12 protein-coding genes are annotated in these 13,590 nt (G+C 60.4%); 7 read left to right on the forward strand and 5 right to left on the reverse strand.

The window, feature by feature from the left end:
• Positions 1 to 4: 4 nt before the first annotated feature.
• From mmsA to araD1, 5 genes are all read right to left on the reverse strand, one after another.
• A complete protein-coding gene (mmsA, locus tag AAIH70_RS12415; RefSeq protein ID WP_132275427.1) occupies positions 5 to 1,564 on the reverse strand; it encodes a multiple monosaccharide ABC transporter ATP-binding protein in 1,560 nt (519 codons plus the stop codon).
• Positions 1,565 to 1,620: 56 nt separating this feature from the next.
• Positions 1,621 to 2,682, reverse strand: coding sequence for a multiple monosaccharide ABC transporter substrate-binding protein (gene chvE, locus AAIH70_RS12420; RefSeq protein ID WP_132275424.1), 1,062 nt, complete (start codon positions 2,680 to 2,682; stop codon positions 1,621 to 1,623).
• A gap of 170 nt (positions 2,683 to 2,852) precedes the next feature.
• Complete coding sequence (locus AAIH70_RS12425; protein ID WP_132275422.1) at positions 2,853 to 4,685, reverse strand: IlvD/Edd family dehydratase; 1,833 nt, start codon at positions 4,683 to 4,685, stop codon at positions 2,853 to 2,855.
• 45 nt (positions 4,686 to 4,730) lie between these two features.
• Entirely contained in the window at positions 4,731 to 5,657 is a 927-nt protein-coding gene (locus AAIH70_RS12430; protein ID WP_132275419.1) for a Gfo/Idh/MocA family protein, read from the reverse strand.
• Positions 5,658 to 5,669: 12 nt separating this feature from the next.
• Positions 5,670 to 6,662: an AraD1 family protein gene (gene araD1 / locus AAIH70_RS12435; RefSeq protein ID WP_132275416.1), complete on the reverse strand. Its 993-nt coding sequence runs from the start codon at positions 6,660 to 6,662 to the stop codon at positions 5,670 to 5,672.
• 326 nt (positions 6,663 to 6,988) lie between these two features.
• Between araD1 and ytfQ the strand changes: the two genes are divergently transcribed.
• From ytfQ to AAIH70_RS12470, 7 genes are all read left to right on the forward strand, one after another.
• Positions 6,989 to 7,948, forward strand: a complete 960-nt coding sequence (gene ytfQ / locus AAIH70_RS12440; protein ID WP_112729724.1) for a galactofuranose ABC transporter, galactofuranose-binding protein YtfQ — start codon at positions 6,989 to 6,991, stop codon at positions 7,946 to 7,948.
• Positions 7,949 to 8,068: 120 nt separating this feature from the next.
• Positions 8,069 to 9,592, forward strand: coding sequence for a sugar ABC transporter ATP-binding protein (locus AAIH70_RS12445; protein WP_132275413.1), 1,524 nt, complete (start codon positions 8,069 to 8,071; stop codon positions 9,590 to 9,592).
• Entirely contained in the window at positions 9,592 to 10,653 is a 1,062-nt protein-coding gene (locus tag AAIH70_RS12450) for an ABC transporter permease (protein WP_430034446.1), read from the forward strand. Before AAIH70_RS12445 ends, AAIH70_RS12450 begins: the two co-directional genes overlap by 1 nt.
• Positions 10,650 to 11,636, forward strand: coding sequence for a galactofuranose ABC transporter, permease protein YjfF (gene yjfF / locus AAIH70_RS12455; protein WP_132275407.1), 987 nt, complete (start codon positions 10,650 to 10,652; stop codon positions 11,634 to 11,636). Before AAIH70_RS12450 ends, yjfF begins: the two co-directional genes overlap by 4 nt.
• Position 11,637: 1 nt before the next feature.
• Positions 11,638 to 12,396 (forward strand): FadR/GntR family transcriptional regulator, encoded by a 759-nt coding sequence (locus AAIH70_RS12460; RefSeq protein WP_132275404.1) that lies wholly within the window; start codon positions 11,638 to 11,640, stop codon positions 12,394 to 12,396.
• Between the two features lie 52 nt (positions 12,397 to 12,448).
• The gene (locus AAIH70_RS12465; protein WP_132275401.1) at positions 12,449 to 13,249 is read left to right on the forward strand and encodes a potassium channel family protein; all 801 of its coding nucleotides are present in this window, start codon (positions 12,449 to 12,451) and stop codon (positions 13,247 to 13,249) included.
• An 88-nt stretch (positions 13,250 to 13,337) separates the two neighbouring features.
• Positions 13,338 to 13,562: a hypothetical protein gene (locus AAIH70_RS12470; RefSeq protein WP_132275398.1), complete on the forward strand. Its 225-nt coding sequence runs from the start codon at positions 13,338 to 13,340 to the stop codon at positions 13,560 to 13,562.
• The last annotated feature ends 28 nt before the right edge of the window (positions 13,563 to 13,590 follow it).

Below are 13,590 nucleotides of genomic sequence, written 5' to 3' on the forward strand. Positions count from 1 at the left end.
GGGTTTATCTCCCCTTGCGGCGCATGATGGCGCGCATGATATTTTCCTGCGTAGCCTCTTCGCCGGCCACTTCGCCGACAAATTCGCCCTCGTGCATCACCATGATCCGGTCGCATGTGCCGATAAGCTCGGGCATTTCCGACGAGATCACGACGACGGCCTTACCGGCATCCGCAAGTTCGTTGATGATGGAATAGATTTCGTATTTCGCGCCGACATCGATACCGCGTGTCGGCTCGTCGAGGATGAGGATATCCGGGCTGGTGAACAGCCATTTCGACAGCACCACCTTCTGCTGGTTGCCGCCCGAAAGTTTTCCGGTTTCCTGATAGACGTTATGGCTGCGTATCCGCATGCGGGTGCGGAATTCCTGCGCCACCTTCATTTCCTTGATGTCGTCGATCACGCCCGAGCTCGAAACACCGCCGAGATGCGCAAGCGAGACATTCTTGCGGATATCCTCCGCCAGGATCAGGCCCAGATGCTTGCGGTCTTCGGTGACATAGGCAAGGCCCGCCTTGATGGCCTTGTGAACGTCGGACGTATCCACTTCCTTGCCGTGGATTTTCACGGTGCCGGTGATATCGCGGCCATAGGCGCGGCCGAACACGCTCATGGCGAATTCGGTGCGTCCGGCGCCCATCAGGCCCGAAATGCCGACGACTTCGCCGGCCCGAACCTTCATCGAGACATTCTTGACCATCTGCCGGCTGGAATGCTGCGGATGGTATACGGACCAGTTCTCGACCTCGAAGATCACCTCGCCGATTTTCGGCGTGCGGGCCGGATAGCGGCTTTCGAGATCGCGGTCGACCATGCGGCGGACGATCTCGTCCTCATCGACCGCACCCTCGTGACAATCGAGCGTGCCAACGGTGCGACCATCGCGCAGAACCGTAATGCGGTCGGCGACTTCGGTGATCTCGTTCAGCTTGTGGCTGATCATGATCGAGGTGATGCCGGCGCGACGGAATTCCTTCAGAAGCTCCAGAAGGGCGGCGCTATCGGTCTCGTTAAGCGAGGCCGTCGGCTCGTCGAGGATCAGCAGGCGTACGTCTTTCGACAGCGCCTTGGCGATTTCCACCAGCTGCTGCTTGCCGACGCCGAGATTGGTGATCAGCGTTTCCGGCGCTTCGGTCAGCCCCACCTTGGCGAGCAATTCGCGGGTGCGCCGATAGCGGGTATCGCGATCGATGACGCCGAATTTTGCCGGCGCCTTGGCGAGAAAGATATTCTCCGCAATCGACATCAGCGGGATCAGCGCAAGTTCCTGATGGATGATGATGATGCCGAGCTTTTCGCTGTCGTTGATATCGCGAAAATGCCGTTCTTCGCCGCCGAAAAGGATAGAGCCCTCGTAGGAACCGTGCGGGTAAACGCCCGAAAGGACCTTCATCAAGGTGGACTTGCCGGCGCCATTTTCGCCGACGAGCGCGTGGATCTCGCCTTCCCTGACATCAAAACTGACATCGGAGAGCGCCTTCACGGCGCCAAAACTTTTCGAAATGGCGCGCATTTCAAGAATAGGCGGCTTTTCCGCAGCAGATATTACGGGATCAAGCATGACAACTCCCAATATAAAGGAACCGCGCGGCTAAAACGCCGCGCGGCATTATCGAATTACTTGATCTGTGCTTCGGTGTAGTAACCGCTCTTGACCAGAAGATCGACATTGGTCTTGTCGATGGCAACCGGCTTCAGCAGGTAGGACGGTACGACCTTGTTGCCGTTATTGTAGGTCTTGGTGTCGTTAACCTGCGGTTCCTTGCCGTTCATGACGGCATCGACCATGTCGACGGTGACCTTTGCAAGGTCACGGGTGTCCTTGAAGATGGTCGAATACTGTTCGCCGGCGATGATCGACTTGACCGAAGGCACTTCAGCGTCCTGACCGGAAACGAAAGGCATCGGCGAGTCGCCGGAGCCGTAACCAACGCCCTTGACCGACGACAGGATGCCGATCGAGATACCGTCGTAAGGCGACAGAACAGCGTTCAGCTTCTTGTCGGAATAGGTCGAGGACAGGATGGCGTCCATACGAGCCTGTGCGGTTGCCGGGTCCCAACGCAGGGTGGCGACCTTGTCCATGCCGGTCTGGCCGGAGCCGACAACGAGCGTGCCCTTGTCGATCAGCGGCTGAAGAACGCTCATGGCGCCGTCATAGAAGAAGTAGGCGTTGTTATCGTCCGGCGAACCGCCGAACAGTTCGATGTTGAACGGGCCCTTTTCGGTGTCGGCCTTGAGGGCCTTGACCAGCGTGGTTGCCTGCAGAACGCCAACCTGGAAGTTATCGAAGGTCGCGTAATAGTCGACATTCGGCGTGTCGCGGATCAGGCGGTCATAAGCGATGACCTTGATGCCGGCCGTATGGGCCTGGGCAAGGACGTCCGACAGCGTCGTGCCGTCGATCGAGGCGACCACGAGCACCTTGGCGCCCTTGGTGATCATGTTTTCGATCTGCGAAAGCTGGTTCGGGATATCGTCTTCGGCGTACTGGAGATCGGTCTGGTAACCGCGCTCCTGCAGAACCTTGATCATGTTGTCGCCGTCGGCGATCCAGCGCGCCGAGGACTTGGTCGGCATGGCAACGCCGACGAGGCCCTTGTCGGCCGCAAATGCCGGTGCGGCAAAGGCGACGGCAGCAGCGATCGCCACCGTCGACAGATATTTGAATATAGTCATGGCTTCTCTCCCAAAAAAAGCGTGCTCCCAACGAGCCGCTTGATCCTCCAGATGACGGCCGGCGGCCGTCACCAATTCCTCGTGCTCCTCGGCGGCGCGCGAGACGCCGCCGTTCAATCAGTCTGTGTGCAGCATCGCCCGAAAACCACCCCTGATTTTCAGTGGGAATGCTAGTGGTTGTCGCGCGGCAGACCTGCAGTCTGGGCGATGCGCTGGTATTTGATCGCCGGCTCGAGAACCGCACCGGATTCCATCTGCCCGACGATGCCACGCTGGATTTCCTGCCATGGCGTCTGATGCTTGGGGTACTGGTAGCCACCATCGGCCGCGAGTGCCTTGTGACGCGCTTCCAGTTCCTCCGGCGAAATCAGGATATCCGCCGTACCGCGGCCGACATCGATGCGCACGCGGTCGCCGGTGCGCAGGATGGCGAGACCGCCGCCTGCCGCCGCTTCCGGCGAGGCATTGAGGATGGACGGGCTGCCGGATGTACCGGACTGGCGACCATCACCAACGCAAGGCAGCGAGCTGATGCCTTCCTTGAGCAGATAATCCGGGGCACGCATGTTGACGACTTCGGCAGCACCCGGATAACCGATCGGGCCGGCACCGCGCATGAACAGCACCGTCGTGCCGTCGATGGCGAGCGACGGATCGTCGATGCGGTGATGGTAATCTTCCGGTCCATCGAACACCACAGCACGGCCCTCGAAGGCTTCCGGGTCGTTCGGATTGGACAGGTAGCGATTGCGGAATTCTTCCGAGATCACGCTCTTTTTCATGATGGCCGAGTTGAACAGGTTGCCGCGCAGGACGCGGAAACCGGCATGCGGCTTCAGCGGATTGTCGTAGGTGCGGATGACCTTGTCGTCCTCGATCACCGCGCCGCGACAGTTTTCACCGATCGTCTTGCCGTTGACCGTCATCGCATCCTCGTGGATGAGACCCTGCGTCATCAGCTGGTTGACGACGGCCGGAACACCGCCGGCATGGTAATAGTCTTCGCCGAGATATTCGCCGGCCGGCTGCAGGTTGACCAGCAGCGGCACTTCCTCGCCGTAATGCTGCCAGTCATCGACCGTCAGTTCCACGCCGATATGGCGGGCGAGACCGTTGAGGTGGATCGGCGCATTGGTGGAGCCGCCGATCGCCGAGTTGACGCGGATTGCGTTGATGAAAGCTTCCTTGGTCATGATGTCGGAAGGCTTCAGGTCTTCCCGGACCATGTCGACGATGCGCAGGCCGGTGAGATAGGAAACTTCCTGACGGTCGCGATACGGCGCCGGGATGGCAGCCGAACCGGGAAGCTGCATGCCGAGCGCTTCGGCAAGCGAGTTCATGGTCGTTGCCGTGCCCATCGTGTTGCAATAACCGGTGGACGGCGCCGAGGAAGCGACCAGCTTGACGAAGCCGGCATAATCGATCTCGCCCTTGGCCAGCAGTTCGCGCGCCTTCCAGACGATGGTGCCGGAACCGGTACGCTCGCCACGGAACCAGCCGTTCAGCATCGGGCCGACGGAAAGCGCAATGGCCGGGATGTTGACGGTGGCCGCCGCCATCAGACAGGCCGGCGTGGTCTTGTCGCAGCCGATGGTCAGCACGACGCCATCGAGCGGGTAGCCATAGAGCACTTCGACGAGGCCGAGATAGGCGAGGTTACGGTCGAGGCCCGCCGTCGGGCGTTTTCCCGTTTCCTGGATCGGGTGGACCGGGAATTCGATGGCGATGCCACCGGCTTCACGAATGCCTTCGCGCAGGCGATGTGCCAGTTCCAGATGGTGACGGTTGCAGGGCGAAAGATCCGAACCGGTCTGGGCGATGCCGATGATCGGGCGATCCGACTGCAGCTCTGCCTGGCTGAGGCCAAAGTTCATGTAACGCTCGAGATAAAGCGCCGTCATGTCGACATTGTCGGGATTGTCGAACCAGGCGCGCGAGCGCAGCTTGCGGCCCTTTGCAGCTTCGACGATGGCTTTCGGATCGTGGTTTTCGGAATTGCTCATGATGCGGTTCTCGAATTGAAAGATGGGGCGGATCGAGTGTTCATCTCAATCCTCGAACGCTTCGACGGTGAGGCGACGGCCAAGCATGAAGGCGTCGGCCACATGCACCAGCGGTGAAAGATCGGCATCGATGCCGGCATTGGGCACGAGTTCGACGAAACGCTCATAAAGACGGCGATATTCGTGGTCTTCCTCGACGATCTGCGGCTTGCCATCAACGATCAGGCGACTGCCGCCATGCGTCATGACGATGGAGCCTTCCGCCGTGTCGATGCGGATATCCCAGGTCTGCGGTCCGGTCTGGCGCCAGTCGAATTCGGCCGTCAGCGGAATGCCGCCGGCGGTTTCGAATGCGAGACTGGCGGCGATCGGCGCTGCCCGGTTGGCCGGGAAGGACAGATCGGATGACGTCAGGTGAAAACTGTCCGGCATGATGCGGGTGACGATGGACAGCGCATTGATGCCCGGGTCGAACACGCCGAGGCCACCCGGTTCCCAGATCCAGGCCTGACCCGGATGCCAGTGACGCACGTCTTCCTTCCATTCGACGGCAACGGAGCGAATGGTGCGCGTTGCCAGCATGTCACGGACCGGCTCGACGGCGGCGGCGGCACGCGAATGCCATGTCGTGTAGAGGCTCACGCCCTTGTCACGCGCCAGGCGCTCCAGCGCATAGACTTCCGACAGGGTCGTGCCCGGCGGTTTTTCCAGCATCAGGTGCTTGCCGGCTTCGATGGCGGCCTTGGCCTGCGCGAAACGGCCCTGCGGCGGCGTGCACAGAGAGACCGCATCGAGTTCGACACCCGATGCCAGCATTTCCTCGATGTCGCGGAAACAGTGAACACCATCCAGTGCGGCGTTGCGACTGGCCACCGCCGTCAGTTCGATACCGTCGGTCGCAGCGATGGCACCGAGGTGCTGATCCCTTGCGATCTTGCCGAGCCCGACGATGCCGAGACGAATATTACCCATTCCAGTCTTCCTTTAAAGCTTGCGCACGTCGACCGACGTCGCCGCGGCGACGGACAAGCGATTGACGAGGGGAAGCTTGAACGGCGCTGCCGAGATTTCAAAAACGTCGCCCGGTTCGGTCTTGATGCCTTCGGAGAAGGACAGCGTTGCAGTGCCGAAGAAATGCACATGCAGATCGCCCGGTCGGCGGAAAATATCGTACTTGAAATTGTGGTGTTCGAGATTGGCAATCGTGTGCGACATGTTCGCCTCGCCCGACAGGAAAGGCTTTTCGAACACGGTCTTGCCATCCCGCAGAATGCGCGACGTACCTTCCACATGCTCCGGCAGATCGCCGACCAGCAGTTCCGGGCCAAGGCCTGCCTGACGCAGCTTGGAATGGGCAAGCCAGAGGTAATTGCCCTTTTCGGTGACGTGATCTGAAAACTCGTTGGCGAGGCAGAAACCGACGCGGTAGGTGACGCCGTCATCGCCGATCAGATAGATGCCGGCCAGTTCCGGTTCTTCGCCGCCATCAAGCGCGAAGGCAGGCGATTGCAAATCCTCCCCGGTGGCACGCAACTGCGAGCCGTCACCCTTGTAGAACCATTCCGGCTGCACGCCTTCCTGACCGGCTTTCGGCTTGCCGCCTTCGACGCCCATCAGGAACATGCGCATGGAATCGGTCGGCTTTTCCGCCGATTGCGCCGCCTTGTGCATCTTGTCGCGACCATCGGCCGAACCGAGATGCGTCAGGCCGGTGCCGGCGACGATGAAATGGGCTGGATCGGGATGCGTGATTGGGAGACGAATACGCTTTTCGGCGGCTGCCTTTTCGAGATCGACCGCGTCGCCGAAACCGGACGTCTTGATCTGTTCAGCCAGGGACTTTCCAGCCGCGATGGCCTGTCGGGCCAGTTCGTATGTGGAGGCGGCACCCGTCACCACACGCGCCTCGCCTTCACCATCCCACGCAACGACACGCACCGTGCCGGTTTCATCCGCAACCTGAAGAATTCGCAGCATAAACAAATCACCTGTAGGTGTTTCACTCCCGCCCGGCGCCTCCTCAGGGCCGAACACTCCCCGGCATCTGCGCCATAGTGACGCGTCGCCGATAAATATGACTATTGGATGGAGGCTCGGATTGTCAAGCAGCGGAAATTGGCAATAAGCATCGAAATTGATCAAGCCATCGCTGATATTATAGGCGATTTCAAACGTTTATATCCCGCATGAGTAGGGACGCCCTGCAAAATGCTACTTTTTTGAGAAAATTCCGCTTGCAAAAGTATGACTATATGCTCAGTTAGCTTTGCACTTGCTAAGTTTCATCTCTGGGAGGATTTAAGATGAGAACAGCATTCGCGGCGCTTGGCGTCGCATTCACACTTTCCCTTGCAACCAGTGTTTCCGCAGCCTCGCTGACGGTCGGCTTTTCGCAGATCGGCTCCGAATCGGGCTGGCGTGCGGCCGAAACGACAGTGACCAAGCAGGAAGCCGAAAAACGCGGCGTGACGCTGAAATTCGCCGACGCGCAGCAGAAGCAGGAAAACCAGATCAAGGCGATCCGCGGCTTCATTGCCCAGGGCGTCGATGCGATCCTGATCGCACCGGTGGTCGCCACCGGCTGGGATGCAGTCCTGAAGGAAGCCAAGGAAGAGAAGATCCCGGTGATCCTGCTCGACCGCGAAATCGAGTCGCCAAAGGATCTTTACCTGACAGCCGTCACCTCCGATCAGGTGCATGAAGGCAAGGTTGCCGGCGAATGGCTTGCCAAGGATGTCGGTTCCAAGGACTGCAAGGTCGTGGAACTGCAGGGCACGACCGGTTCTTCGCCGGCCATCAACCGCAAGAAGGGTTTTGAAGAAGGCATCAAGGCCGCTTCGAACATCAAGATCGTGCGCTCGCAGACCGGTGACTTCACCCGCACCAAGGGCAAGGAAGTCATGGAAAGCTTCATCAAGGCGGAAGGCGGCGGCAAGGATATCTGTGCCGTTTACGCGCACAATGACGACATGGCCGTCGGCGCCATCCAGGCGATCAAGGAAGCCGGCCTGAAACCGGGTACCGACATCAAGATCGTTTCGATCGACGCCGTGCCGGACATTTTTCAGGCCATGGCAAAGGGTGAGGCCAACGCCACCGTTGAACTGACCCCGAACATGGCCGGCCCCGCCTTCGATGCGCTCGATGCGTATCTGAAGGACAAGAAGGAGCCGAAAAAATGGATCCAGACCGAATCCAAGCTCTACACCCAAAAGGACGACCCGATGAAGGTGTACGAGTCCAAGAAGGGCCTCGGTTACTGATCCCTGCCCTCAAGGCATAACGAAAGCGGGCATTCGCTGAATTGCCCGCATCACTGACGCAAGACGGGCGGCGCGTTTGACCACGTGCCGCTCGCCCGAAAACCGTGCGGACAGGTGAGCATGTCAGACCCCCAAAACATTCTGGAAGCGAAAGCCATTGCCAAGAGCTTTCTCGGCAATGTCGCGCTCGACAATGTCGATTTTTCGCTGCGACGTGGAGAGATCCATGCGCTGCTGGGCGAAAACGGCGCTGGCAAATCGACCCTGATCAAGATCCTTACCGGCGTCTACAGCCGCGACAGCGGCACGATCCGTCTGGATGGCGAGGACGTGTCTCCCGCCAATGTCGGCGAAGCGCAGGTGCTTGGCATCGGCACCGTCTATCAGGAGGTCAATCTTCTGGAAAACCTGACGGTGGCGGAAAACCTGTTTCTCGGCCGTCAGCCGCGCCGTTTCGGCCTCACCGACCGCCGCGAAATGCGCCGCCGATCGCGTGACCTGCTGGCCCGTTACGGGCTGGATATCGATGTCGATGCGCTGCTCTCCACCTATTCCGTCGCCATCCGCCAGATCATCGCCATTGCCCGCGCCGTCGACCTGTCCGGCAAGGTCCTGGTGCTCGATGAGCCGACCGCCAGCCTCGATGCGCAGGAGGTGGAAGTCCTGTTTTCCGTGCTGCGCAAGTTGAAGGCAGACGGGCTCGGTATCATTCTGATTACCCATTTTCTCAATCAGGTCTATGCGGTGGCCGACCGCGTGACCGTGCTGCGCAACGGCCGATTGGTCGGCAGCCGCGATATCGACGGTCTGCCGCGCATGGAGCTGATCTCGATGATGCTCGGCCGCGAGCTGCAGCATGTGACGCGCGACCATCAGGCCAGCGAAGGCGATGTGCCGACCGGCGAGGCCGCGATCCATTTCAACGACTATGGCAAGCGCGGCAGCATCTCGCCCTTCGATCTCGCCATTCGGCCCGGTGAAGTGGTCGGCATTGCCGGGCTTCTGGGTTCAGGCCGCAGCGAAACCGCCTTCCTTCTGTTCGGCATCGACCGCGCCGACAGCGGCACGGCGACGGTGGATGGCAGCGAGATCTCGCTCACCTCGCCGGAAGCCGCGATCGCCAACGGTTTCGGTTTCTGTCCCGAAGAACGCAAGAGCGACGGCATTATCGGCGATTTTTCCGTGGCCGAGAACATCGCGCTGGCGCTTCAGGCGCGGCAGGGCTGGGCAAAACCGATCCCCTCGCGCCAGCGGCAGGCGCTTGCCGCCGAATTCATCCGCTCGCTGGATATCCGCCCCGCCGATCCCGACCGGCCGATCAAATTCCTCTCCGGCGGCAACCAGCAGAAGGCGATCCTCGCCCGCTGGCTTGCCACAAATCCACGCCTGCTGATCCTCGACGAACCGACGCGCGGCATCGATATCGGTGCGCATGCGGAAATTCTGAAAATGATCGAAAAACTCTGCACCGAGGGCATGTCGCTCGTCGTCATCTCATCCGAACTGGAGGAACTGACGGCGATTGCCCACCGCGTCATCGTTCTTTCCGACCGCAAGCACATTGCCGAGCTTTCCGGCGCAGACGTGACGGCCGACAACATCATGCACGCCATTGCCGCCCCGAACCGGACGGAGGCCGCATGATGAACAGCGTCACCCGCCGCCTGCGACGCCTTGCCCCGCAACTGATCGCGCTTGTCGTCATTCTGGCAATGATCACCGCCGTCGCCCCCGGCTTTCTCAATCTCTCCATCGCCAATGGCCGCATCTATGGCAGCCTGATCGACGTGCTGGTCCGCGCAGCCCCTGTGGCATTGCTGACGATCGGCATGACGCTGGTCATCGCCACGCGTGGTATCGACCTGTCGATCGGTGCAGTCATCGCCATCTGTGGCGCGGTCGCGGCCAGCCTTGTGACACAGGGCTACAGTCTGCCCGTCGTCATTCTCGTGTCGCTCGGCGTCGGCCTGATCTGCGGCCTGTGGAACGGCATGCTGGTGGCGCTTCTCGACATCCAGCCGATCATCGCCACGCTGATCCTGATGGTGGCCGGTCGCGGCATCGCCCAGCTGATCACCGAGGGCGCCATCCTCACCTTCAACGACGACACATTTGCCGCCCTCGGCTCCGGCTCCTTTGCAGGCGTGCCGTTGCCGATCCTGATCTGGCTGGCGATGGCGATGGTGGTCGGTCTGCTGGTGCGGCGCTCGGCACTCGGTTTTCTGATCGAGGCGACCGGCATCAACCGCCGCGCCGCGACGCTTGCCGGCGTGCGGGCCAAATTCCTGATCTTTTTCGTCTACGCCATTTCCGGCCTGATGGCCGCCGTTGCCGGCCTGATCGTCACCGCCGACATCCGCGGTGCCGATGCCAACAATGCAGGCCTGTGGCTGGAACTGGATGCCATCCTTGCTGTCGTGATCGGCGGCACCTCGCTGAATGGCGGACGATTTTCCATCACCGCCTCGCTCCTGGGCGCGCTGATCATCCAGTCGATCAATACCGGCATTCTGGTTTCGGGCTTTCCGCCGGAATTCAACCTGATCATCAAGGCCGTCATCATCGTCATCGTGCTGACCCTGCAATCGCCGGCACTGCTGACGCTGACCGCTTTCCTGCGCTTCTGGCGCAAGCGGCCAGAAATCATGCCTCCGACCAAACGAAGCGAGGTCAATGATACCGACGTGAAGGGAACTGCACGATGATCCACAGCCGCAACCTTCCCTTCGTCACCACGCTTGCCATCTTCATCATCGCCTACGCGCTTTGCGCCATACAGTTTCCGGCCATGCTGTCGACCCGCGTGATCGGCAATCTGCTTGTCGACAACGCCTTTCTCGGCATTGCGGCGGTCGGCATGACTTTTGTCATCCTGTCGGGCGGCATCGATCTGTCGATCGGCTCCGTCATCGCCTTCACCAGCGTCTTCGTGGCCGTCACGGTCGGCACACTCGGCCTGCATCCGCTCACCGCCTTCGCACTGGTTCTGGTCATCTCCACCGCGTTCGGCAGCGCCATGGGCGCGATGATCCGTTACTTGCAGATCCCGCCCTTCGTGGTGACGCTGGCCGGCATGTTTCTCGCACGCGGCGCCGCCTATCTGATCTCGACCCAGTCCGTGCCGATCTCGCACCCGTTCCTCGATACGATCCAGGGTTTTTATTTCCGCTTTCCCGGCGGTGGACGACTGACGGCGATGTCGATGCTGATGATCGCGGTTTTCATCATCGGCGGCATCATCGCGGCGCGCACCCGTTTTGGCGCCAATGTCTATGCGCTCGGGGGCAATCCGCAATCTGCCGAACTGATGGGCGTGCCGGTCGGGCGCACCACGATCGGCATCTATGCGACATCCGGTTTTCTGTCCGGGCTCGCCGGCATTGCCTACACGCTCTACACCTCCTCCGGGTATTCGCTGGCGACGGTGGGCGTGGAACTCGACGCGATCGCCGCGGTTGTCATCGGCGGCACGCTGCTGACCGGCGGCACCGGGCTGATCGCCGGCACGTTCATCGGCATTCTCATCCAGGGCCTGATCCAGACCTACATCGTTTTCGACGGCACTTTGTCCTCATGGTGGACGAAAATCGTCATTGGAATCCTGCTCTTTGTGTTCATCGTGTTGCAGCGCGGCATCATCTGGTATTCAAACAGGCGCATCGATATCGCACGCCTGAAGGGGGTATGAATTGGGACTGCTGGAAACGACGATTAGCGGACGCAAAAGACGCAGCAGCCACGCGCATGTGGTTGCCGGCCTCGGCAGCGCCATCGTTTCCGGCGAAATTCCGGAGGGTTCCATCCTGCCGGGCGACAACGATCTGTCCGCCCGCTTCGGCGTATCACGCACCGTGCTGCGCGAAGCGATGAAGACGCTGACCGCCAAACGGCTGATCGAGCCGAAGGCACGCGTCGGCACCCGCGTTTTGCCGCGCGACAGCTGGAATTTCTTCGATCCTGATGTACTGGGCTGGCGCTGCGATGCCGGCATTGATCACGCATTCATCGATTACATCGCCGAGATGCGCAACGCGCTGGAACCTGCGGCAGCCGCCGCCGCCGCTGTGCGCGCAACCAGCGACGACATCGTTGCGCTTTATGCCATTGCAGCGCGCTTCGACGATCTGTCTCACACGCCGGAAACCATCGCCAAGGTCGATCTCGAATTCCATCTCGCCGTCGCCCGCATGTCCGGCAACCCGTTCATGCGCTCCGCCAGCGCGCTGATCGAGGCGGCGCTGGCGATCTCGTTCCAGCTTTCGTCGCCTGCCGCATCACCGGAAAAGATCGACGAAGTGGCGAGCAACCACTTGCGTATTGCCCATGCAATCGCCTCGCGCGATCCGGCCAAGGCGATCGCCGCCATGCAGCATGTCATCGATGTCGGCAAGAGCCGTATTCTCGGTTCGATGGACCGCGCATCGGAGCTGGAAAAAGTGGCAACCTGACAGCTTTTGCATGGCCGCTTGACCGCATACGAGAAGTCTCTATCTGGGCGGCATGAGCACCAGCAAATCCGGCCAGAATGTCACGTCCCGCTCCCGCCACCTGCGGGAGAACCTGCAGCGTATAGAACGTGGGCGCGATAACTGGGCGCTACGCTGGCAGGCGCTGCTGGCCTGTATCGACCTCGCCATTCTCGCCTTCTTCCTGCTCGGCCCGTATTTGAGAAGCGGCCCGAGCTACCTGATTATCGATTACATGATCGCGGTGTGGATCGCCGGCGAACTCACGGCACGCGCGATTGCCGCGCCATCGTTCTGGACATTCGCCAAACGGCCGATGACCTGGATCGACCTGTTCATTCTGGCGACGCTGTTGTTTCCCACCGCGCTGTTCAACTTTGCCTTCCTGCGCATCATGCGGCTCTGGGCGATCAGCAACAGTGCATTGTTCAAGACGATCCTGAGAAAAGCCGGCTGCGCCGATGTTCACGACGTCATCAGGGCCGTCATCAACTTCCTCGTCTTTCTCTTCGTCATGACCGGCTTCGTTTATACGAGCTTCTTTTACGATCGGCCGGGCGGCGAGGGGTTTGTCGATGCGCTATACTTTACTGTTGCAACCGTGACGACCACCGGGTTCGGCGACATCACCCTGCCCGGCACGATCGGCAAGCTGACCTCGGTATTGACCATGATCATCGGCATATCGCTGTTCGTGCGCCTCGCGCAGGCGGTGGTGCGGCCCTACAAGGTCACATTTCCTTGCCCGGAATGCGGTTTGCAGCGTCATGATGCAGACGCCGTCCACTGCAAGGCCTGCGGCCACATCCTCAACATTCCGGATGAAGGAATGTGATAGGACCGCCTGGAAATTTTACGCTTTCCGCCGCGTTCGCTCGAAGCAGACGATACCAGACCAACCACATCCCGGATAAAATTGGCGCATGAGCAGATTCAACGAGATCGAGATCGCACTTGTCGAGCGGCTTCGCGTCCTCAAGGCCAAACCGGAAAAGACCATCAATCTCGTGGACATCAGCACGCCGCTGAATGCCGCGGGATATGCACGTGACGAGATACTCGCGGTTCTGTCGGCACTGGAGCAGGATGGCATCCTGGCGTTTGCCCCCGGCGACAGAATTCGTATCCTGAAGGTTTTGCCCGCGTGACGGATCATCGTCCGCGCACCTATGCGAA

This window comes from Neorhizobium sp. BT27B (assembly GCF_050455485.1).
In the GTDB taxonomy this organism is placed as follows: Bacteria; Pseudomonadota; Alphaproteobacteria; order Rhizobiales; family Rhizobiaceae; genus Neorhizobium.

Bases quoted from the DNA above. Each gene is read 5' to 3' on its own strand.
- mmsA (WP_132275427.1), bottom strand. From the start codon at position 1,564: ATGCTTGATCCCGTAATATCTGCTGCGGAAAAGCCGCCTATTCTTGAA.
- chvE (WP_132275424.1), bottom strand. From the start codon at position 2,682: ATGACTATATTCAAATATCTGTCGACGGTGGCGATCGCTGCTGCCGTC.
- AAIH70_RS12425 (WP_132275422.1), bottom strand. From the start codon at position 4,685: ATGAGCAATTCCGAAAACCACGATCCGAAAGCCATCGTCGAAGCTGCA.
- AAIH70_RS12430 (WP_132275419.1), bottom strand. From the start codon at position 5,657: ATGGGTAATATTCGTCTCGGCATCGTCGGGCTCGGCAAGATCGCAAGG.
- araD1 (WP_132275416.1), bottom strand. From the start codon at position 6,662: ATGCTGCGAATTCTTCAGGTTGCGGATGAAACCGGCACGGTGCGTGTC.
- ytfQ (WP_112729724.1), top strand. From the start codon at position 6,989: ATGAGAACAGCATTCGCGGCGCTTGGCGTCGCATTCACACTTTCCCTT.
- AAIH70_RS12445 (WP_132275413.1), top strand. From the start codon at position 8,069: ATGTCAGACCCCCAAAACATTCTGGAAGCGAAAGCCATTGCCAAGAGC.
- AAIH70_RS12450 (WP_430034446.1), top strand. From the start codon at position 9,592: ATGAACAGCGTCACCCGCCGCCTGCGACGCCTTGCCCCGCAACTGATC.
- yjfF (WP_132275407.1), top strand. From the start codon at position 10,650: ATGATCCACAGCCGCAACCTTCCCTTCGTCACCACGCTTGCCATCTTC.
- AAIH70_RS12465 (WP_132275401.1), top strand. From the start codon at position 12,449: ATGAGCACCAGCAAATCCGGCCAGAATGTCACGTCCCGCTCCCGCCAC.
- AAIH70_RS12470 (WP_132275398.1), top strand. From the start codon at position 13,338: ATGAGCAGATTCAACGAGATCGAGATCGCACTTGTCGAGCGGCTTCGC.